Annotated in this window: 19 protein-coding genes; 3 read left to right on the forward strand and 16 right to left on the reverse strand. The window is 63.4% G+C overall.

Features of this window, described 5'->3' with window-relative positions; translation table 11 throughout:
- Nucleotides 1–15 precede the first annotated feature (15 nt).
- The 4 genes from H045_RS14415 to H045_RS14430 all read right to left on the reverse strand — a co-directional run bounded on the left by H045_RS14415 (nt 16) and on the right by H045_RS14430 (nt 6313).
- Nucleotides 16–837: an SDR family oxidoreductase gene (locus tag H045_RS14415; RefSeq protein ID WP_015372751.1), complete on the reverse strand. Its 822-nt coding sequence runs from the start codon at nt 835–837 to the stop codon at nt 16–18.
- A gap of 339 nt (nt 838–1176) precedes the next feature.
- Entirely contained in the window at nt 1177–1656 is a 480-nt protein-coding gene (locus tag H045_RS14420) for a GNAT family N-acetyltransferase (protein WP_003193496.1), read from the reverse strand.
- A gap of 65 nt (nt 1657–1721) precedes the next feature.
- Nucleotides 1722–2321, reverse strand: coding sequence for a 4'-phosphopantetheinyl transferase family protein (locus H045_RS14425; protein ID WP_015372752.1), 600 nt, complete (start codon nt 2319–2321; stop codon nt 1722–1724).
- Complete coding sequence (locus H045_RS14430) at nt 2276–6313, reverse strand: Pls/PosA family non-ribosomal peptide synthetase (protein ID WP_015372753.1); 4038 nt, start codon at nt 6311–6313, stop codon at nt 2276–2278. The genes H045_RS14425 and H045_RS14430 overlap by 46 nt, the downstream gene beginning before the upstream one ends.
- Nucleotides 6314–6631: 318 nt before the next feature.
- Here H045_RS14430 and H045_RS14435 point away from each other — a divergent pair, with 318 nt between their 5' ends.
- The 3 genes from H045_RS14435 to H045_RS14445 are packed head-to-tail and all read left to right on the forward strand — an operon-like array spanning nt 6632 to nt 7718.
- The gene (locus H045_RS14435) at nt 6632–6970 is read left to right on the forward strand and encodes a hypothetical protein (protein ID WP_003233441.1); all 339 of its coding nucleotides are present in this window, start codon (nt 6632–6634) and stop codon (nt 6968–6970) included.
- A gap of 51 nt (nt 6971–7021) precedes the next feature.
- Complete coding sequence (locus H045_RS14440; protein WP_003233443.1) at nt 7022–7288, forward strand: hypothetical protein; 267 nt, start codon at nt 7022–7024, stop codon at nt 7286–7288.
- Nucleotides 7289–7337: 49 nt separating this feature from the next.
- Entirely contained in the window at nt 7338–7718 is a 381-nt protein-coding gene (locus tag H045_RS14445) for a Rho termination factor N-terminal domain-containing protein (protein ID WP_003233445.1), read from the forward strand.
- Nucleotides 7719–7778: 60 nt separating this feature from the next.
- Here the strand turns inward: H045_RS14445 and H045_RS14450 are convergent, their stop codons facing one another.
- The 12 genes from H045_RS14450 to mltG all read right to left on the reverse strand — a co-directional run bounded on the left by H045_RS14450 (nt 7779) and on the right by mltG (nt 19155).
- On the reverse strand, nt 7779–8696 hold the full coding sequence (locus H045_RS14450; RefSeq protein WP_041931517.1) for a PfkB family carbohydrate kinase: 918 nt from the start codon (nt 8694–8696) through the stop codon (nt 7779–7781).
- Nucleotides 8689–10155, reverse strand: a complete 1467-nt coding sequence (locus tag H045_RS14455) for a purine-cytosine permease family protein (RefSeq protein WP_015372755.1) — start codon at nt 10153–10155, stop codon at nt 8689–8691. The genes H045_RS14450 and H045_RS14455 overlap by 8 nt, the downstream gene beginning before the upstream one ends.
- Nucleotides 10156–10222: 67 nt before the next feature.
- On the reverse strand, nt 10223–11224 hold the full coding sequence (locus H045_RS14460) for an ADP-ribosylglycohydrolase family protein (RefSeq protein ID WP_015372756.1): 1002 nt from the start codon (nt 11222–11224) through the stop codon (nt 10223–10225).
- Nucleotides 11221–11934, reverse strand: a complete 714-nt coding sequence (locus H045_RS14465; protein WP_041931640.1) for a GntR family transcriptional regulator — start codon at nt 11932–11934, stop codon at nt 11221–11223. The genes H045_RS14460 and H045_RS14465 overlap by 4 nt, the downstream gene beginning before the upstream one ends.
- Before the next feature lie 69 nt (nt 11935–12003).
- Nucleotides 12004–12564, reverse strand: coding sequence for a DUF1285 domain-containing protein (locus tag H045_RS14470; protein ID WP_003233454.1), 561 nt, complete (start codon nt 12562–12564; stop codon nt 12004–12006).
- Nucleotides 12565–12580: 16 nt separating this feature from the next.
- The gene (locus tag H045_RS14475; RefSeq protein ID WP_003233456.1) at nt 12581–13186 is read right to left on the reverse strand and encodes a DUF4823 domain-containing protein; all 606 of its coding nucleotides are present in this window, start codon (nt 13184–13186) and stop codon (nt 12581–12583) included.
- A gap of 138 nt (nt 13187–13324) precedes the next feature.
- Complete coding sequence (locus H045_RS14480; RefSeq protein WP_015372758.1) at nt 13325–14293, reverse strand: GTP 3',8-cyclase MoaA; 969 nt, start codon at nt 14291–14293, stop codon at nt 13325–13327.
- Nucleotides 14294–14432: 139 nt separating this feature from the next.
- On the reverse strand, nt 14433–15101 hold the full coding sequence (locus tag H045_RS14485) for a TetR/AcrR family transcriptional regulator (protein WP_003233460.1): 669 nt from the start codon (nt 15099–15101) through the stop codon (nt 14433–14435).
- A 444-nt stretch (nt 15102–15545) separates the two neighbouring features.
- A complete protein-coding gene (locus tag H045_RS14490) occupies nt 15546–16331 on the reverse strand; it encodes a TatD family hydrolase (protein WP_015372759.1) in 786 nt (261 codons plus the stop codon).
- 56 nt (nt 16332–16387) lie between these two features.
- A complete protein-coding gene (locus H045_RS14495; RefSeq protein ID WP_015372760.1) occupies nt 16388–17377 on the reverse strand; it encodes a DNA polymerase III subunit delta' in 990 nt (329 codons plus the stop codon).
- Nucleotides 17370–18002, reverse strand: a complete 633-nt coding sequence (gene tmk, locus H045_RS14500; protein ID WP_015372761.1) for a dTMP kinase — start codon at nt 18000–18002, stop codon at nt 17370–17372. The genes H045_RS14495 and tmk overlap by 8 nt, the downstream gene beginning before the upstream one ends.
- Nucleotides 18003–18021: 19 nt before the next feature.
- Nucleotides 18022–19155, reverse strand: coding sequence for an endolytic transglycosylase MltG (gene mltG, locus H045_RS14505; RefSeq protein WP_003233468.1), 1134 nt, complete (start codon nt 19153–19155; stop codon nt 18022–18024).

The following is a 19155-nucleotide window of genomic DNA, read 5'->3' on the forward strand; positions in this document are numbered from 1 at the left end:
TTATTGAGCAACGTTTCAGTCGTGGTACATCACAGACCGCCCGCCATCGATCATCAGGCAGGTGGCATTGATAAAGGGCGCCTCATCGGTAGCCAGAAACAGCGCGGTCATCGCCACCTCGATGGGCTGGCCGATGCGCTTGGGCGGGTGCAGGTCGAACGCGCGCTGGCGCTCGGCATGGGGGTCGGGGAAGGTATTCCAGTAATCGACGTTGAGCTGGGTTTCGATATAGCCCGGCGCAATCGCATTCACGCGGATGCCCTTGGGCGCGTACTCGATGCCCAGGGCGCGGGTCAGGCCGAGCAGGCCATGCTTGGCGACGGGGTACGGGAAGCAACCGGGAATGATGTGGCTGGAGTGGGTGGACGCGATGTTGATGATGTTGCCGATACCCTGCTCGATCATGTGCGGCAACACACTGCGGCAGCCGTACCAGGCGCCGTCAAGGTCGATGGCGAAGCAGCGGCGCCAGTCTTCGTCGGTCATCTCCAGCGGGTCACGGAACACATTGACCCCGGCGCAGTTGACCAGCACATCGACGCGACCAAAGCGCTCGATGGCCGTGTCGACCAGCGCCTGCCATTGCGCTTTTGAGGTGATGTCGACGGCTTGCGCATGAATCTCGGCGCCGCGTTCGCGCCAGTGGGCAGCGACCTTCTCGACTTTGTCAGCCTGGATATCGGCGATCACCAAGCGCGCCTGCTGCGCCTGGAAACAGGCCACGATGGCCTCGCCGATGCCTTGGGCGGCGCCGGTGATGATCACCACCTTGTTCTTCAGCCGCTCGCCATACACGGGCTCGGGCACGGAGGGGAGTGACAACGGTTGTGCCTGCATCGCTTCACCTGTTTTATTTTTGGCAGTGAGTGCTGATGCAGGCGACTATAAACCCGGAGACTGAAATATCTCAATATATAAATTTACATCCCACATAGTGAGAAAGCCCATTAGAAAAGAGTGGGAGCGGGCTTGCCCGCGAAAGCGGTGGGTCAGTCAACATTAATGTTTGCTGGGCCGACGCCATCGGGAGCAAGCCCCTCCCACATTGTGTAAAGGGTTCGGCAGACAATCTCGGTCGGCTCTCAGGCCGCCGCGCTCTTGATATGTACACCGAAAAACCGCCTTCGCAGGCAAGCCAGCTCCCACAGTTGATCCCAGCGTTTTCAGAGATGCATGTCAGCCAAGAGCAAAGTCGCGCAGCGCGTCGCCTTCCATGCGGTAGCGTACCCACTCTTCCTGGGGCTGGGCGCCGATGGACTTGTAGAACGCAATCGCCGGCTCGTTCCAGTCCAGCACGCTCCATTCGAAACGCCCGCAGCCATTGTCACAGGCGATTTTGGCCAGGTGGCGCAGCAACTTCTTGCCCGCGCCGCCGCCGCGCTGTTCCGGGTTGATGTACAGATCTTCCAGGTACAGGCAGTTGCTGCCCAGCCACGTGGAATAACTGAAAAAGAACACCGCAAACCCAATCGGCAAACCGTCACGCAGGCAGATCAAGCCATGGGCGGTGGCACCCTCGCTGAACAGGCTGCGTTCGATATCAACCACGCTGGCGATCACTTCATGCCGGGCCTTTTCATATTCGGCAAGCTCGGTGATGAAAGTCAGGATCTGCGCAGCATCGCTGGGCACGGCGGGGCGAATCTCAATGGTCATGGGGGCGCCTTGGCAGTTTCAAAGCACACATACTAAGGCGGTTTCATGACCGAATGCAGCGCAATTCATACCGGCAGCGCCAATGCGCCGACCAGCCCCGCCGGCAACGCCAGCTCCAGGGTGCGGGCCGAAGGCTGCGACTGTGGCGACCATTCGCTCAAGCCCAGCCCCGCACATTTGAGCCGCGCCTCGCGCTCGCACCAGGCCCGGGCAAACAAACGCGCCCGCTGCGCCTGGTTCGCGGCGCACAACCGCGCCAGCACCTGCGGGCCGAGGTAATCGCTGGCAACGCCGCGCCAGTCCGCCGTGTCCTGCACGGCCATCACATCCACGCCCACCGGGCCATGCAAATGCACCGCCGCTACCGAAAAATCGCCGTCGTGACTGATCGACAGCCCGGCACGCGCATGCCCCGGCACCTGAATCTGCGGCGCTTGCCCGGCCCCGGCGGACGCTTCGATGCTGCAGCCCGGCACTTCCAGCAGTTGCAGCAGCACCTGACGTACCCTCGTGCGTGCCGCATCGCGGGTGGTGCCGGCCGCGTGCCGCAGGCCAAGCAACAGGATGCCGGCCTGCCAACGCGGTGTCGCCTGCGGCCACATGCACACGGGCACCGGCATCAGGCGCGTGCCGGTGCCGCCGGGCAGCCCACCCAGCTGCTGCATGCCGGGATGCTCTCGCCCTTCATCACCAGGGTCAACGGCCCCAACCGCGCACCGTCGCCGACCTCGGCGCTGTAGAGCACCGCACTGCGCGGCCCCATGTAGACCCGCGCACCGATCAGCACGCGGTCGATTTTCATCACACGGTCTTCGAACAGGTGCGTCTGCGGGCAGGCGCCGGCGTTCAACTCGCTGTGGTCGCCGATGCTCACGCAGTCAAATTCGGTGATGTCGGTGGTGTCCATGTACACGCCACGGCCGATCCGGCAGCCCAGGCCGCGAAAGGCCAGCGGCAGCCACGGCGTGCCGCGCAGGTAGCTCATGAAATTGGGCGCGGCCATGCCTTCGTAAAGGCTGGTGATGCCTTCGGACAGCCACACAAAAGGCGTCCACATCGCTTCGCAACGCTTGCGATAGCGGCCCAGCACCAGCCATTTCAACGCCGCCACCAACAGGTAGTTGCCCAGGCTGTAGGCCAGGCCGATCAGCGCAAGGTAACCGAACACTGCGCCCCAGCGTTCGTCCTGCGCCACCGGCATCAGGTCGAGCATGACCGTGTAGCCCACGGCGATCACCGTGGCGTGAGGCAACACGATGCGCAGGCCCTCGATGCTGCCACGGGCCAGACGACGCCACGGCGTAGGGCGGAATGTCAGGTGGTCCGGGTAGCCACTGACCTGTTCGCGCGCCGGCAGGTTGATCGGCGGTGAGCCGAGCCAGGTGTCGCCGCTGGCGATGTCGGCGTTCAGCGGCGCACGGGAATGCACACCGATCAGCACGTTCTCGGGCAACGTCGTGCCGTCGGGAATATAGCTGCCATTGCCGACGAAGCTGCGGTGCGACACCACGGTTGGCTGAATGCGCATCCAGCCGCCGTCGACCTGTTCATCGCCAAGCATCACGGCGTCGGCGATAAAGGTTTCATCGCCCAGGGTAAGCATGTCGGGAATCACGCCCTGGGCGGTGGAGATTTCCGCATCGCGGCCCACCTTCGCGCCCAGCAGGCGATACCACAGCGGCGCGTAGACCGTCGCGTAAAGGCCGGACAACACGTTGAGACTGGCTTCCTGAATATGGCTCACCAGCCATTTGCTGCAATACACCCGGCTGTGCACCGGGTAGTTGCCCGGCTTGAGGCGCGGCAGCACGGCCCAGCGCAGCGCTGCCGAAATCAGCACCATCGCCACGATCAGCACGGCAGCGGCCGGCAGGGCCAGGGCAAAGTAGCGCAGCAGTTGCACGCCCACGTTTTGCGCCTGCAACCAGGGCAGGATCTGCTGCTCATCGAACCAGTCGATGAGGAAAAACGTCGGGAACACCGGGATGAAAAACAGCGTGGCGATCAGCAGGATGCCGAACCCGTAGAACAGGTTTTCCAGCAGCAATTGCCCACGCCCCACCACCGGCCGCGGCGGCAGGCTGGCCGGGTCGAATGCGCCGATATCGACGGCCGGTGACCCGCTCCAGATGCGCTCGGCCGGCACACTCGCACCGTCGGCCAGCGCCGATTGCCCTTGCAGGTGAGCGCTGCGACCGAGCACCGTGTTGCCTTCCAGAATCGTGTAGGAGCCCAGGCAGGCGTTGTCGTCGAGCGTGACCTGCCCAAGATGCAGTTGGCCGCGCTCGACGCGGGCGTTTTCCAGGCTTACGCCGTTGCCGATGCTGACCTCATGGCCGATGTGCAACAGGTCGGGAACGCGCACGCCGACGGAGCCGATATTGACCTCGCGCCCGACCCTGGCACCGAGCGCCCGCAGCCACACACTGTAGAGCGAAGAACCGCTGAGCAGGTAGACCGGCGCCGACTCGATCATGCGCGACGCGGCCCACCAGCGAAAATAGGTCAGGCCCCACAACGGGTAGACACCCGGTTTCAGGCGCCCGGCAATCAGCCATTTGCCGGCGATGGCCAGCACGAACTGCACCAGCGTCGCCAGCAGGAACACCCCAATGGACGCCGCCGTGGCCACGGCCACCGAGTCGCCGGGGCTGCCGGTGAGGTAGTGATAGGTGAAAAAGGGCGCCAGCCACTGGCTCATGCGCAGGCACACCATCGCCGGCAGCAGCGCGGCCTGGGCCAATCCACAACGCCAGCGCGCCAGCGCCGAAGGCGGGGTCCAGGCGGCTTGTTGCGCAGCCGGTTGCGGCATGGCTTGCAGCACCTGCGCAATCGCGCCGACGCGGCGCTGCTGATAGATATCGCGCACGGTGACATGGGCGAAACGTGGGTCGGCGCGCAACGCCGAGGCCAGCCGCGCGGCGAAAAACGAGTGGCCACCCAGGTCGCTGAAAAAATCGGCCTCGCGACGAATCGGCTGGCCGGGGAACAAGGTGTGCAAGGCGGCGAACAGCACGCTTTCGCCAGGGGTTTCGGGGCTGTCCGACTCCAGGTTCGCGCCGCTGGTGTCGACGCCAAGCGGCCGGGCCTTGAGGGTTTTGCGGTCGATCTTGCCGGAAGTCAGGCGCGGCATGCTGTCGAGCAGTTCGAAGCGGCTGGGCACCATGTAGGCCGGCAGGCGCGCCTGCAAGGCCTTGCGCAACTGCACCGGCAGGCCTTCGACCGGCACGCCGCCCTCCGCCACCAGGTAGGCAATCAACTGGTCCATGCCGGCGTCATTGCGCAACAGCACCGCCACCGTGCCCACGCCAGGCTGCTGGGCGAGCAAGGCTTCGATTTCGCCCAGCTCGACGCGAAATCCTCGGATCTTCACCTGATCATCGGCGCGCCCCAGGCACACCACTTGCCCGTCGGCGTCGATGCGCGCGAGGTCGCCGGTGCGGTACAGGCGTTCGTCGTGGTAGCCGCTGGCCCAGGGGTTGTCGATGAACTTTTCGCGGGTCAGGTCCGGGCGCCCCAGGTAGCCTGCGGCCAGGCCCGGGCCGATGATGCACAGCTCGCCGGTCTGCCCGCGCGCCAGCAACGTCGGCGCGGCGCCCGCGGCCAGGTCGGCTTCGATCACCAGCAAGCCGTAGTTGGGCAGCGGCGTGCCAATGGTCACCGCGACGCCAGGTTGCAGCCGTGCCAGGCTGGCGGAAACCGTGGCTTCGGTGGGGCCGTAGGTGTTGAAGATCTGCCGACCGGGGCGGCTCCAGCGCTCTACCAGCGATTCGGGGCACATTTCGCCGCCGAGGTTGATCAGGCGCAGGCTCGGCACGTCTTCGCTGAACAGCGCCAGCAAGGTGGGCACCGCGTGCAGCACGCTGATGCGTTGGCGGGTGAGCATGCGCGGCAGGGCTTCGGGGTCGCCGGTGATGTCCTTGGGGCCGAGCCACAGGGTCGCGCCCACCAGGTAGGCGATCCAGATCTCCTCGAACGACATGTCGAAGGCCACGGAAAAACCCTGGTAGACACGGTCGCTGGCCTGGATGCCGAGGACCGCGTTTTCGCTGCGTAGAAAGTGGCAGATGCTGCCCTGGGAAATCAGAATGCCCTTGGGTTTGCCGGTGGAACCCGAGGTATAGATGACGTAGGCCGGGTCTTCGGGCCGGGCACCGCTGCGGCGTTGCAGCGCGCCCTGCAGCGGCGCAAGCAGATCGTCTGCGCCCCAGGCAACAAGCCCCACCTCTGCCAATGCTGCTGCGCTGCTGCGCGCGCAGACCACGCCGACCGCCTGGGCGTCTTCCATGCACACTTGCAGGCGTCCGAGCGGCGTGTCCTCGTCCATCGGCAGCCAGGCGGCGCCGGCCTTGGCGATGCCGGCCTGCATCACCAATAACGGCATGCCGCGCGGCATCCACAGGCCGACGATCTGCCCCGGCCGCACCCCCGCCTCGATCAGGCGCGAGGCCACACAGGCGGCCTGCCGGTCCAGCTCGCCGTAGCTGAGCTGGCGCTCGCCGTCGATCAGCGCCACCTGCTGGGGGTCACGTTTGGCGGTGGCTTCGAGCAGGTCGGCGAGCACCTCGTCACGCAACAGTTCAGGCTGGAGGGGGCCGTATAACACCTCGCTCGGGCGCGTGTTCACGGGGTCTTTCAGCAAGCTCACGGTAGTCATGGCGGCAGTGTTCGCTGTGTGGGGGCCATCCGGCTAAGGCGCCGATACGTAATGTTGCGTATCCACTCCGTATCACCCTCGATACACATCCGGGCGAATGGATCCCCTAAGCTCTGCCTGGAAGGCGACAGATACCGAAGACCTGGATAACGCCAAAGGACTATCGCAAAGGCCAGCTGTACGGCGCTTGAACGACTGCACATGCGGTACACAAAATCTTACAGGTGCCTCAAGACCGTTCGTCGGCATCAAGGCACGAACCGCAAAGGGGGGCTGACCAATAAGAGGTAAGGACATTAATCATATGGAGACACCCTGATGAAGACTTCCAAGTTTGCTGCCCTCGCCCTCACCGGCCTGCTGTCCGCTGCCTCGCTGAGCGCCGTTGCGGCCAGCTCCACCACCGGCCCGACCAACCCGACACCGGACGCCACCACCGAGTCGCAAAAATCCATGGGCACGGGCATGGACACCAACGGTGGCGCGGTCATCGACAATACCAATGGCGCCGACCCGCACACCAAGGGCCACGACACCGACCGCAAGGCACCTGCTGCTGTCGGCAACGGCAAGATGGGCCCATCGGTCAACGAGCCGAAAATCAATACCGGTAACGACTCGAACGTGCCAGGCGCGCCAAAACAACCCGCGCCTTGATACATCGAAAGCAGGACGAACAGCCGATCATTTCCCCGTGAAGAGGTACGCATGAACGTCGATAGAAACCTTGAGAAAGAAGTCCTCACCCGCCTGTTGCACGCTCACCCGCAAGGGCTGGGCAAGGAGGTGCTGGACAACTACCGCGGTGAAAAGGAGGTGGCCAGTGTGCTGGCGTTTCTCCAGGACCGTGGATTGATCAAGGATGGACATGTGACCACCGACAACGACGGTGAATACTCGCTGAACCTGCCGATCAAGCTGACCGCCTCGGGTGTGGATGAGGCGCGCAAGCTTGATGGTGGAAGCACTCAGTAAATTCATTGCAGGTCCGGCCCCGCTCGCGGGGTCGGAAGGAGTTTTGACGATGCCTCGTGGAAGCAAAGCCAAATACACCAGCGAACAGAAACGCAAGGCCGCTCATATCGAAGACAGCTATGAGCAACAGGGTCTGCCCAAGGATGAAGCCGAAGCCCGTGCCTGGGCCACCGTCAACAAGCAGTCCGGCGGTGGCGAAAAGGCCGGCGGTTCGGGCCAGCGCAAGGCGCCGGCCAAGAAGACCCAGGACCGGAAGGATTCGGCCAGGCGCGCGGCAGCCAGTCGTGAAGGACATCCGCGCAGCAGCCGAACGTCGTTGGGCACGCAGACTAAGGAAAGCCTGATGCAGGAGGCGCGAGCCAAGGATATTCCGGGCCGCTCCACCATGCGCAAGGATCAATTGATCGAAGCGTTGCGCAAAGCGGGCTGAACCCCGGTTTAAACATGGGTGGGAGGGGGATTGCCCCCTCCCACCTTTTTGCGCGCGTGTTTAGTCGATAAGGAAGGCATTGAGTTCGGCGGTGCCGGGTGATGTGGCCGGGCCCCACCGTGTTACCGCCAGCGCGGCGGCGGCGTTGGCCTGGCGTGCGGCGTCTGCGGGTTGCAAGCCTTTGGCCAACCCGGCAATGAACACTCCCGCATGCGCATCTCCGGCGCCATTGCTGTCGACCGCCTGCACCTTGAAGCCCGCCACATGCTCGATGGCAGAGCCTCGCCCGACCCAGCAACCGTTCGGGCCGTCTCGCACTACCCACATTGTGTCGGCGTTCAGGTGCCGCTTGAGCGATGGCAACGCCGTGGCGATATCCGCCGCGCCGGTGAAGGCGAGGACTTCCGGGCCGTTGCTGGTCCACAAATCGATACGCGGCAGCAGTGCGCGCATCAGGGCCGACTCCGGCGCCTTGACCAATGGCCCCGGGTCGAACACCACCATGATTTGCCTTGGCAACGCCAGCAGCCAGTCGATCAACGGTTGCGCCTTGCCGTCGAGCAGCAGGCTGTAGCCGCTGACATACACGTAGTCGTCGGCAGCGGGCACCACGCCGGCCAGGTCCTCGGCGCTCAGTTCCCCTTCGGCGCCCATATGGGAAATGAACGTGCGCTCAGTGCTGGCTTCGGTCAGCGCCACGCACAAGCCGGTGTCCTTGCCGCTGCTGGCCGGCAGGGCCATTTCGATGCCCTCGGCCTGCATCGCTGCGCGGGCCAGGTCGCCAAAGCGGCCGTTACCGTGGCGGCCGAGGTACACCACCGGCAACCCATTGCGACGCGCGGCCGCCATGACGTTGAAACCGCCGCCGGTTTCGAAACTGGCGGTTTGCGCCAGCACGTCGCCGCCGCTGGCAGGCAGGGTGTCGAGGGCCATGACCAGGTCGACGATGACCTGCCCGGTGTGCAGCAATCTAGACATGGGCGTGCTCGACCCGCGCCGGGCGACGGTCAGCCGCGCCGCCCAATACCGCATATATCCCGCCAGCCACCAGGAAGGTGACGATCCAGCCGAGCCCGTTGTGGCCCAGCCAGGAGTCGGACAACGGGCCGGCGAACCAGATGTTTTCGGCGGTGGTGCCAATGGTGGTGAAACTGAAACCCAGCACGATGGCCACGGCCCAGGCGCCGAAGGCACGCCATTCCACACCGCCGCGATACCAGTAGGCGCTGCTTGGGCTCACGTCGAGCAAATCCTTGGGGCTGTAGTAATGACGGTGGATCAGGTCGACCACGAAGATCCCGACCCACGCAGTGATCGGCACCGCCAACAGCGAGATGAAGGTGATGAACGGACCGTAGACGCTGTCGGCGATCAGCATGAAATAGATAGAGCCGGCGAAGATTGCCACGATATCGACGATCACCGCGTGCACGCGCTTGACCTTCAAGCCCAGGGTCAAGGTAGTGAGGCCAGCCGAGTACACCGACAGGTTGTTCGATAGCAGCAGCCCGCCGAAGGCGGTGATCAGGTACGGCACGGCCATCCAGGTGGGCAGCATGTCGCGGATCGCGATGATCGGGTCGGTGGCCGAGGCCAGGTCGTTATTACCCACCGACAGCAGGCCGCCGAGGGTAATCAGCAACACCAGCGGGATGCCTGCACCGAAAGCGGCGGACGCCACCAGACGCACGGCCTTGACGCTGCGGTGCTGGTAGCGCGACATGTCGGCACCGGCGTTGGCCCACCCGATGCCAGTGCCGGCCGCCATGGTGCCGACGCCGATGATCATCGCGCTCAAGGGTGCCGGGGCGGCGTTGAACACTGCGCTCCAGTCGATGGTGGCACAGAGGAAGCCGCCCACCAGGATGTTCAAGGCGCCGAACACGTAGGTGGCCCACTTCTGGATCACCAGCAGGGTGGCATGGCCGAGGCCGGAGACCGCCAGGGTCAGCAGCACGAAGATGCCGATAAAGATCAGCGTAAGCACGGGTGCGCTTTTGGCCTCGACCGGCGAGCCGAACAGGATCGAACACAACGACAGCAGCACAAAGGCGGCCGTGGTGGTGTTGACGGTTTCCCAGCCCAGGCGCGACATCAGCGACACCAGCGTCGGGCCGATATTGCCGCGCACGCCGAAGATCGCGCGGGACAGCGTCAGGCTGGGCGCACGGCCACGACGGCCGGCGATGGAAATGATCCCCACCACCGCAAAGGAGCCTGCGGCGCCGAGGATCGCGACAATGATCGCCTGCCAGATGGCTAGGCCACGAAACGCCACCAGCGTGGCGCCAAGCGGCAGGCCGAGGATGCTGATATTGGCGGCGAACCACACCCAGAACAGCTGCAGCGGATGGCCGTTGCACTCGCCTTCCGGCACCGGTTCGATGCCGTGTGTTTCCAATTGCCCGGCGCTTTGGCCGGAAGAGGGGTTGCTCATGAGGGGGCTCCTGATGCCTGTATTGTTGTGGTTGTGGCAAATCTCTTCGATGTGGGCCCTGCGGCGCTTAGCGCAATGCGAGCAGGCCCTTCACCAGCGGCTGCAAATCCAGGCCATTGACCTGTTTGACCTGTTCAATCAATGCCGACGGCCAGCACTGCATGCCCAGGCAGGCACCGAGCATGGCGCCGAGCATCGCGGCGATGGTATCGGTGTCGCCGCCCAGGCTCGCGGCCAGGCACACAGCTTCAAACGCATTCATCGCGCCAACCGCTACCTGCTGAGCCAGGGCGAATGACACCACCACCGATTCCTGGGAAGCGACCGAAGTGCCGATCAATTCGTAGAGCAGGTCAGCGAACAGGGCTTTGTCGCCGCTTCCTACGCTCAAGGTGCGCGCCCAACTGATGCGTGTGGAAATACGTCCGCCGGCAATCCAGTGGCCGTGACCTTCGGACTTTTGCGCGATCTGCACGCCGATGTTCAGCGCTTCGCCCAGGTCCGCGCCATTGATGCCCGCCGATACCACCGCCGCCACCGCCGCCGCGCTGGAAATACCCAGGGTGGTGTTGTGGGTAACCTGGCACGCCTGGATCACCGCCTGGATGAACCGTGCGGGATCGCTGATATCGGCGGCGATTCCCACTGGCGTGATGCGCATCGCCGCGCCGTTGGTGGTGCCGTAGCGGCCTGACTCTTCCGGCGTGTGGCCGGCCAGGATCAGGTCGATGGCGCGTTTGGTGGACGGGCCCAGCAGGTCCTGGGAGCCCTTGGCGCGCATCGCCGCTTCCCAGTCGATCAGGCGCTGGGCGAGCACGGTGGGCTCGATGTTGCCCCGGCCCTCCACTAGCAATTGGCCCACCAGGATGGCCTGCTCGGTGTCATCGGTAATGGAGCCGGCGGGCATGTTCGGCGCGATGGGCTGGTCGGGCCCGGCGGCTTCAAGGGCGGTGATCGCGCCAAAGCGCTGCTGCACCTGCTCGCGGCTCAGGGACTGGGTGGGCATGCCGAGCGCATCGCCCAGGGCCAGGCCATGGAACGCACCGAGTGCGCGATTTTCAGGGGTCATTTTGAAGCTCCAAACTGCAGGTGCAGGCGAAAGTGCACGGGGTCGAGCAGGCTTTCGACGTACTCCATGAAACGCTCGCGCCGATCGTAGGTGGTGCGCGAAGCCTTGAGAAATACCGTGCCCGTGGGGCGGCCCAGCAAGCGGGCGTCTTCTTCATTCAGGGGCTCGGCGCCGATCCACTGGTCGCCGGTGTCGCCAATGAAACCGTAGGCGGCCAGGGTGATGGTCAGGGAATTGTCGATCAGGCCGACGCGGGGCAGGCTTTCCAGGCCACCGGACGCGGGCATCAGTGAGCGTTCCAGGGACACAGCAGTGCCTTCGGTGGTACGCCGACGCCGGTCGAGGGCGATGAATTGGTCACTGCCAAAGCGGCTGAGCAGATCGCTGCGGGTCACAGATTCAAGGCGCAGGATGTCGGTGTTGACCCGTGCGCCCGTGTCCGCCAGGGCCTGGGCCCAGCCGCTGTTCTGGTCCAGCACCATACCGTCAAAGGTGACAATGGAGCCGACGCCGCTTTGGGTCGCGATGTAATTGCGGCGTTTGAGTTCGGCCAGCGCCTCACGCAAGGTGCCGCGGCTGACCGCAAACTCTTCGGCCAACTGGTGCTCGCCTGGCAGCAGGAAACCGTCGACCATCACCCCGGCTTCGATACGGCGGATGAGTTCGTCGACGACGCGTTTTTTCTTATCAAATCGAACATGTCTAATCATGTACAAATTGATACCGAAAGCGCGGGTGTGCAGCAAGCGAATTATTTCAGGGAGATGAACATTCCGGCCTCAGGGCTCCAGGCCGATGGGAAAAAATACCCCGCCACTCCATACCCCGAGCCAGTGACTACCGTTTATCGGACGGCTTACCGCCAGTTCCACCAATTGGTAGAACACATTGCGATGGACCAGGGCTTCAAGGTTGGTGCGCACCCGCAGGTAAGGCGAAGGTTCCTGGGTGACGGGGTCGGTGACCACCCGCAGCGGGTGTTCAAGGCCGGCCTCGACAACGTCGTCGACGTGAGTGGTAAAGCGCAGCACCTGGCTTTCGCCCTGCCCTTGCACCTCCAGGGTAACGGCCACGAACGGCGCGTCATCCACGTGGATGCCGACTTTTTCCACGGGTGTAACCAGAAAATAATCATCGCCATCGCGGCGGATGATGTTGGAGAACAGCTTGACCATCGGCTTGCGCCCGATCGGCGTGCCTTGATAGAACCAGGTGCCGTCGCGGGCAATGCGCATGTCGATGTTGCCGCAGAAATCCGGGTTCCACAGATGCACCGGCGCCGGCCCCTTGCCCTTGGGCAGTTGCGCCAACAGATCGTTGGCCTTGGCGGAATCGGTCATGGGGGTCTCCTTGTTTTTACTGATTGCTCATGCCCAGCAGGCTGCGCGCGTATTGCGCGAGTGGGCGGGCAATCAGGTCCTGTGGCCTGTTGTCGTGGAACGTTAGTAAACCGCCACGACTGCGAATACGTGCAGTATCAATCAAATACTGGGTGCTGGTCTCGATCAGCATGATCTGGATCACTCCGCTGTCCAGTCCGACGCGGTCAAGCGCCTCCTGGTCCGACCACTCGTCGGCGTTGCCGATACGGTCATCGGCGGCGGCAAAACGGCAGTACAGGAGGTAATGAGCACCGGCCGCACGGGCCTCGGACATCGCCTGTTCGAGGCCTTCAGGTTTACGGGCGCGGCGCACCATGGGGAAATATTCAACGAAACCGTTGAAGGCTTCTTCGGCCACCACGTTCGGTCGCGGATAGGCGCTGCCCGGCGGCACAAAGCTGCCCTGGGCGATAAAGACAAAGGAATCGGGCTGTATGCGCACGGAGGCCGTTCGTCGCGTGTCGCTGTGGTCGAGCAACCCGGCATCGCTCATTTGATAGCGAGTGCCTTCGGCCATATCGCTGACGGTCATGCATCCACCCAGCGCCAACGACGCCAGCAACAAAACCAGACTACGCATCCCAACTCTCCAGAAGCCGGTGACGGAAAACCGGCGAATGGGCACGAGATGCAGATTCTGCGCCAGCTTGAGGGCTACTCAATCAAATGTGGGAGCAAGCCCCCTCCCCCATGGATGCTGTGAAATCACGGGATAGCGTCAGCCGCCGATGATTTTCATGATTGTTGCCCCGCCCGAAAAGGCGACTTCCTGTTTATCGCCCAACGCCTTCATCAACAGGCCCTGCAACGCAGGCAGCGCCTGATGACGTGGTTTGTCCAGAAGGTCGCCGACGTAGTGACGGTTACTCGACGACAGGCAACCGTGCAGCCACCCGGTGGACGACAGCCGCAATCGCGAACAGGTACGGCAAAACGGCACACTCTCGTTGGCGATCACCCCGAAGAAGCCCTTGCCCGGCACTTCATAACGTACCGCCGTGGCATCCACGGGGGCATTGGCCTGCAGGTATTCGTGATGCTCGCCGATCAGGCTGAGCAGTTGCTGCAGGCTGACGAACTGCTGCAGGAACGCGTTGGAGTCCCTGGCCAAGTGGCCCATGCGCATCAATTCGATAAAGCGCAATTCATAGCCGCGCTCCAGGCAGTAGTCGAGCAGCGGCATCACCTGGTCGAGGTTCTGCCCGCGCAGGGGCACCATGTTGACCTTGATTTTGATACCGGCGGCGCGGGCCTGGTCCATGCCGTCCAGCACCGTAGCCAGGTCGCCGCCACGGGCGATGCTGCGAAAAGCGTCGGCGTCCAGGGTGTCGAGAGAGACGTTGATGCGCCGAATACCGGCGTCCACCAGCAGCGCAAGTTTGCGCGCAAGCAACTGACCATTGGTGGTCAGGCTGATATCGCTGAGCCCCATTTGCCCCACTTCGCCCATGAAGGCTTCCAGCTTGGGGCTCACCAGCGGTTCGCCGCCGGTGATGCGCAGACGATCGATACCGGCCGCTTCGATCAGGTACGCCACGCCACGGGCCATGGCCTGGGCCGAGAGTTCATCCTGGGCAGCCACCAGCCGCTTGCCGTTGGGCACGCAGTAGGTACACGCGTAATTGCAGGCTGAGGTCAGGCTGATTCGCAAATTGCGAAAACGCCTGCCTTGACGATCAACGATCATGGATCACTCCGGCAGCGGATAATTCTGGCGCACTGAAAACTGACTTATAACTCAGCTTTTAGCAAGGTCCATGCCTGAGTATATTCCTGGGGTAATGCGCCCGGCAGTAAATCATCACGCCATCATTGTGGCGAATGACTCAGGTGGCCGGGGTCTCGCCGGTTTTCGGCTCCGCGCCTGGCAGCTCGCCGCTGTGCTTGCGCTTGTTGCCCATGCGCACACCAATGTCCATCAGGAACTGGAAAAAGCCTTCCTGGTCTTCCAGCACATTGCTCCAGAACGGCGAGTGGTACAGCGCCACGGCGCCATGCACCAAGGCCCAGGCCGCGCAGTAGTGGAAGTATGGCGGCACGTCTTCGAGCTTGCCTTCGCTGATGCGGCCTTTGATCAACAAGGTCAGACGTTCGAAGTTGGAGGCGCGGATCTTGTGCAGTTCCTCGACCATTTCCGGCACTTGATGGCCTTTGACCACCTTCTCTTCCAGGCGGTCGAACAGGCGGTAGCGCTGCGGGTCGCGCATGCGGAACTCGAAGTAGGCACGCGACAGGGCTTCCTTGTCCTTGTCGACATCGGCCGAGTGCAGCAGTTCGTTCAAGTCACGCTCATAGTCGAGCATCAGGCGCAGATAGATCTCGGCCTTGGACTTGAAGTGCTTGTAGATGGTGCCTTTGCCGATACCCACGGCATCCGCAATCATCTCGACGGTGACGCTGTCCTCACCCTGGTCGAGAAACAACTTGAGTGCGGTGTCGAGAATTTCCTGCTCACGGCGGCGAAACTCACGGACCTTACGGGGTTCTTTGTGCATGAGGAAGAGTTCTGCAGAGGTCGGAATGGGAAGGGTCACGCAGGGCCACGGATACGTGGCGATACGATTTACCCGATGCGAGGGATTATCCCGACTGAACGGTCGTTGAGCAACGCCTATGTGAACCCGTCCGGCACTTTACCTTCAATCCGCCAACGTTTTTGCCTGTATCAGTCAAAAACAAGACGCAGTGCCGGTGCCGGTGCCCGCCCAATGAGAACTCAAGGGAAGCGCGCGTATTCCAAATCTGTTTAAAAAACGACCAGCCGCGACTGGACTGAATCCGATACTGATCAATACTTCAACTGTCGGCGCGTCATCTCCCCCAAGTGACGCGGCGACCTGGGTACCGACGGACTGAGTGCCCTTGTTTACTCCTAATGGTCTTAACCCGGATTCATCCCCCCAGAACCCGGGTTTTTTTTGCCTGCGATTTGTGGGGGATCAATCGGCGACGTGTGCCAGGGGGAATAGACGCTTGAAGTTCTCGGTGGTCTGCTCGGCAAAACGCTCGCAGGACTCACCGCGCAACATCGCCAGGTAGTCCGCGACGTCGCGCACGTATTCCGGCAGATTAGGCTTGCCACGATGGGGGATCGGCGCCAGGTACGGCGAGTCAGTTTCCACCAGCAATCGGTCGGCGGGCACCTGACGGGCCACATCGCGCAGCGCATCGGCGTTGCGGAAGGTGACGATGCCCGACAGTGAAATGTAGAACCCCAGGTCCAGAGCGGCCTTGGCCATGTCCCAATCTTCGGTGAAGCAATGCAACACGCCCGCCTGGGGCAGCGCGGCTTCGCGCAGCAGGGTCAGGGTGTCGGCGCGGGCGCCACGGGTGTGGACGATCACCGGTTTGCCGGTGTGCGCGGCCGCCTGCAGGTGCAGGCGGAACGAGGCCTGCTGCACGTCTGCGGCTTCGGGCTCGTAGTGGTAGTCCAGGCCGGTTTCACCGATGGCCACCACGCGCGGGTGGTCGAGTTCGCCAAGCAGCCAGTCGAGGGCCGGGGTTTCACCAGGCTTGAGGTCCAGCGGGTGAATGCCCACCGAGCAATCCACATCGGCATAGCGTTCAGCCAGGGCTTTGACGCTGGCGGCGTTTTCGGCGCTGACGCCGATGCATAGAAAGTGTCCTACCCCGCGCTGGCGGGCTGCTTCCAGGGCGGCATCGAGGGAGCCGCCGTGCTGGGCGAGGTCAAGACGATCGAGGTGGCAATGGGAGTCTACAAGCATAGGAAATCACGACTTCAGGAGTGGCGGGCCAACGGTACACCCGTGGGCCGTGGAAATTAACGGCGCCCGAGCAGGCCGACCCACTGCACCAGCAGTGCTTCAAGCAACAGCACGCGGTTGAGGTTGGCCTTGCCGAGTACCTTCTGGCGCTGGGCGAGGATCCAATCCTGGATCGCCAGCACCTTGTCCTGCGCACTTTTCTGCGCAAGGTACTGCACCACTTTGCGCATATCCGGCAGACCCAGGCCGCTTTCGTCCTGGGTCAACTGATAGCGCAGAATCAGGCTCGACCAGTCGCAAAACCAGTCGAACAGCAGCAGCAGCGGAATATCCTTCCACGCGGTTTCGGCCAGTTGCGTGGCAGAGAGCTCTTGCTTGAGCAGCTTCTTCACGCCGTCCACCACCAGCGCGCGCTGTTCGCGAACGCCCTGAGCCTGCAGTTTCACCGCCGCCAATGGCGAGCCTGCGGCCAGGGTCAGCAGTTCCACGCGTTCTTCTTCGCCGCAGTCCGGCAGCGCCTGCGCCAGCCATTGCAGGCTCATCGCCTCACTGGGTAACGGGCACGCCTGCTGCACACAGCGGCTGCGAATGGTCGGTAGCAGGCGACTGGACTGATGGCTCACCAGCAGCAGTACGGTGTCGCCGGACGGTTCCTCCAGACTTTTGAGCAGAGCGTTGGCAGCGTTGATGTTCATCGCTTCCACCGGTTCGATCAGCACCACCTTGCGCCCGCCCATCTGCGCGGTTTGCACCACGAAGCTGACAAGATCGCGCACCTGGTCGACCTTGATCGCCTTGTCCGCTTCCTCAGGCTCCAAGAGATAGTTGTCCGGGTGGCTGCCGGCCTTGAGCAGCAGGCAGGACTTGCACTCACCGCAGGCATGCAGGTTGACCGGGCGCTGGCACAGCAGGCTGGCCATCAGACGCTCGGCGAGGGCGCGCTTGCCGATGCCAATCGGCCCGTGCAGCAAATAGGCATGGGCGTGCTGGGCACGGCCGGCCAGTTGCTGCCAGAGGCCGTCCTGCCACGGGTAGGCTTCAGCCACGGGCGCGCTCCAGCAAGGTTGGCAGCAAGGCATCGATATTCTGCTGCACCTGGGCCAGCGGCTGAGCGGCATCCAGCCGGTGATAACGCGCAGGCTCGGCCTCGGCACGGCGGATAAAGGCGCTGCGCACGGCATCGAAGAAGCCATGGCCTTCGAGCTCGAACCGGTCCAGACGACCACGGGCACTGGCGCGGGCCATGCCCACGTCCACCGGCAGGTCGAACAGCAGTGTCAGGTCGGGACGCAAATCGCCCTGCACGAAGGTTTCCAGGCTGGCGATGCGCTCAAGGCACAGGCCCCGGCCACCGCCCTGATAGGCGTAGGTGGAATCGGTAAAACGGTCGCAGATCACCACCGCGCCGCGCGCCAGGGCCGGGCGAATAACTTCGGCAAGGTGCTGGGCACGGGCGGCAAACACCAGCAGAAGCTCGGTGTCGGGGTTCATCGGCTCATCGGCCGGGGCCAGCAGCACGTCGCGAATGCGCTCGGCCAGGGGCGTACCGCCAGGTTCGCGGGTCAATACCACTTCGATACCCTGCGCACGCAGGCGCTCGGCCAGGTAATCGCGGTTGGTGCTCTTGCCGGCGCCTTCCGGGCCTTCCAGGGTAATAAACAGGCCAGTCACAGGGGGTCCTTAGTCAGAGTCATTGCGGGCTTTGCGGCGCGGCTGTATCCGGCGCGGACTCGACCGGTGCGTCGGCCGGTGCGTCGGCTGGCGGCGTCACGTCGTCCAGCGGCTTCACCGCTGGCGCCGGGCTGGAGCGGTAATCGGCGCGGCGCTTGAGTTGAAACTCGCGCACGGCGGCATTATGCGCATCCAGGTCGTCGGAGAAGATATGGCTGCCATCGCCACGGGCGACAAAATACAGACTGCTGCCCGGCGCCGGGTTCAGCGCGGCATGGATTGCCTCGCGCCCGACCATGGCAATCGGCGTCGGCGGCAGGCCGGCAATCATATAGGTGTTATAGGGGTTGGCTTCCTTGAGGTGAGCACGGGTCAACTTGCCGTTGTAGCGCTCACCCAGGCCGTAGATCACCGTGGGATCGGTCTGCAGCTGCATGCCGATCTTCAGGCGACGCACAAACACGCCGGCGATCTGCGCGCGTTCTTCCGGCACACCGGTTTCTTTTTCCACCAGGGACGCCATGATCAGCGCCTGATAAGGATCGGTATACGGCGCATCGGCGGCGCGCTTGCTCCATTCCTGGGCAAGTACGTCGTCCAGGCGGTTGTAGGCTTTTTTCAGGAATTCGACATCGGTCATGCCCCGCACGAAGCGGTAGGTATCCGGGAAAAAACGCCCCTCGGGGAATACACCGGGATGGCCAAGCTTGTCCATCACTTCACTGTCGCTGAGACCGGACAGGGATTGCACGATCTTGTCGTGCCTGGCCAGGGCGGACCGCACCTGACGGAAATTCCAGCCTTCCACCAGGGTCAGGCTGTACTGCACCACTTCGCCGCGCTGCCACAGGCCGATCAGGTCCTGGGCCGTCATGCCCGGGGTCATGCGGTATTCGCCGCTGTGCAGGGGCTGGCCGTCGAGATTGAAACGCCAGTACAAACGCAACCAGAAGGCACCGTCGATCACGCCTTCGTTTTCCAGGCGGTTGAACGTGCCGGTTGGCGTGGCCCCGGCCGGTACGTCGAGTAATTGCTCCTGGGTCAGTTTCAACGGCTGCTTCAAGGCAGACTCGTATTTCCAGGCGCCAATCCCCACCAGCAACGCTGCCGAGAACAGGCCGATCAGCAGCAGTACAATCAGTTTTCGTATCAA

The organism is Pseudomonas poae RE*1-1-14, assembly GCF_000336465.1.
Classification (GTDB): Bacteria; Pseudomonadota; Gammaproteobacteria; order Pseudomonadales; family Pseudomonadaceae; genus Aquipseudomonas; species Aquipseudomonas poae.

Coding starts and splice junctions, on each gene's coding strand:
- H045_RS14430 (WP_015372753.1), bottom strand. CDS start 6,313: ATGACTACCGTGAGCTTGCTGAAAGACCCCGTGAACACGCGCCCGAGC.
- H045_RS14415 (WP_015372751.1), bottom strand. CDS start 837: ATGCAGGCACAACCGTTGTCACTCCCCTCCGTGCCCGAGCCCGTGTAT.
- H045_RS14445 (WP_003233445.1), top strand. CDS start 7,338: ATGCCTCGTGGAAGCAAAGCCAAATACACCAGCGAACAGAAACGCAAG.
- H045_RS14420 (WP_003193496.1), bottom strand. CDS start 1,656: ATGACCATTGAGATTCGCCCCGCCGTGCCCAGCGATGCTGCGCAGATC.
- H045_RS14475 (WP_003233456.1), bottom strand. CDS start 13,186: ATGCGTAGTCTGGTTTTGTTGCTGGCGTCGTTGGCGCTGGGTGGATGC.
- H045_RS14435 (WP_003233441.1), top strand. CDS start 6,632: ATGAAGACTTCCAAGTTTGCTGCCCTCGCCCTCACCGGCCTGCTGTCC.
- H045_RS14465 (WP_041931640.1), bottom strand. CDS start 11,934: ATGATTAGACATGTTCGATTTGATAAGAAAAAACGCGTCGTCGACGAA.
- H045_RS14485 (WP_003233460.1), bottom strand. CDS start 15,101: ATGCACAAAGAACCCCGTAAGGTCCGTGAGTTTCGCCGCCGTGAGCAG.
- H045_RS14450 (WP_041931517.1), bottom strand. CDS start 8,696: ATGTCTAGATTGCTGCACACCGGGCAGGTCATCGTCGACCTGGTCATG.
- H045_RS14470 (WP_003233454.1), bottom strand. CDS start 12,564: ATGACCGATTCCGCCAAGGCCAACGATCTGTTGGCGCAACTGCCCAAG.
- H045_RS14455 (WP_015372755.1), bottom strand. CDS start 10,155: ATGAGCAACCCCTCTTCCGGCCAAAGCGCCGGGCAATTGGAAACACAC.
- H045_RS14440 (WP_003233443.1), top strand. CDS start 7,022: ATGAACGTCGATAGAAACCTTGAGAAAGAAGTCCTCACCCGCCTGTTG.
- H045_RS14425 (WP_015372752.1), bottom strand. CDS start 2,321: ATGCAGCAGCTGGGTGGGCTGCCCGGCGGCACCGGCACGCGCCTGATG.
- H045_RS14490 (WP_015372759.1), bottom strand. CDS start 16,331: ATGCTTGTAGACTCCCATTGCCACCTCGATCGTCTTGACCTCGCCCAG.
- H045_RS14480 (WP_015372758.1), bottom strand. CDS start 14,293: ATGATCGTTGATCGTCAAGGCAGGCGTTTTCGCAATTTGCGAATCAGC.
- H045_RS14460 (WP_015372756.1), bottom strand. CDS start 11,224: ATGACCCCTGAAAATCGCGCACTCGGTGCGTTCCATGGCCTGGCCCTG.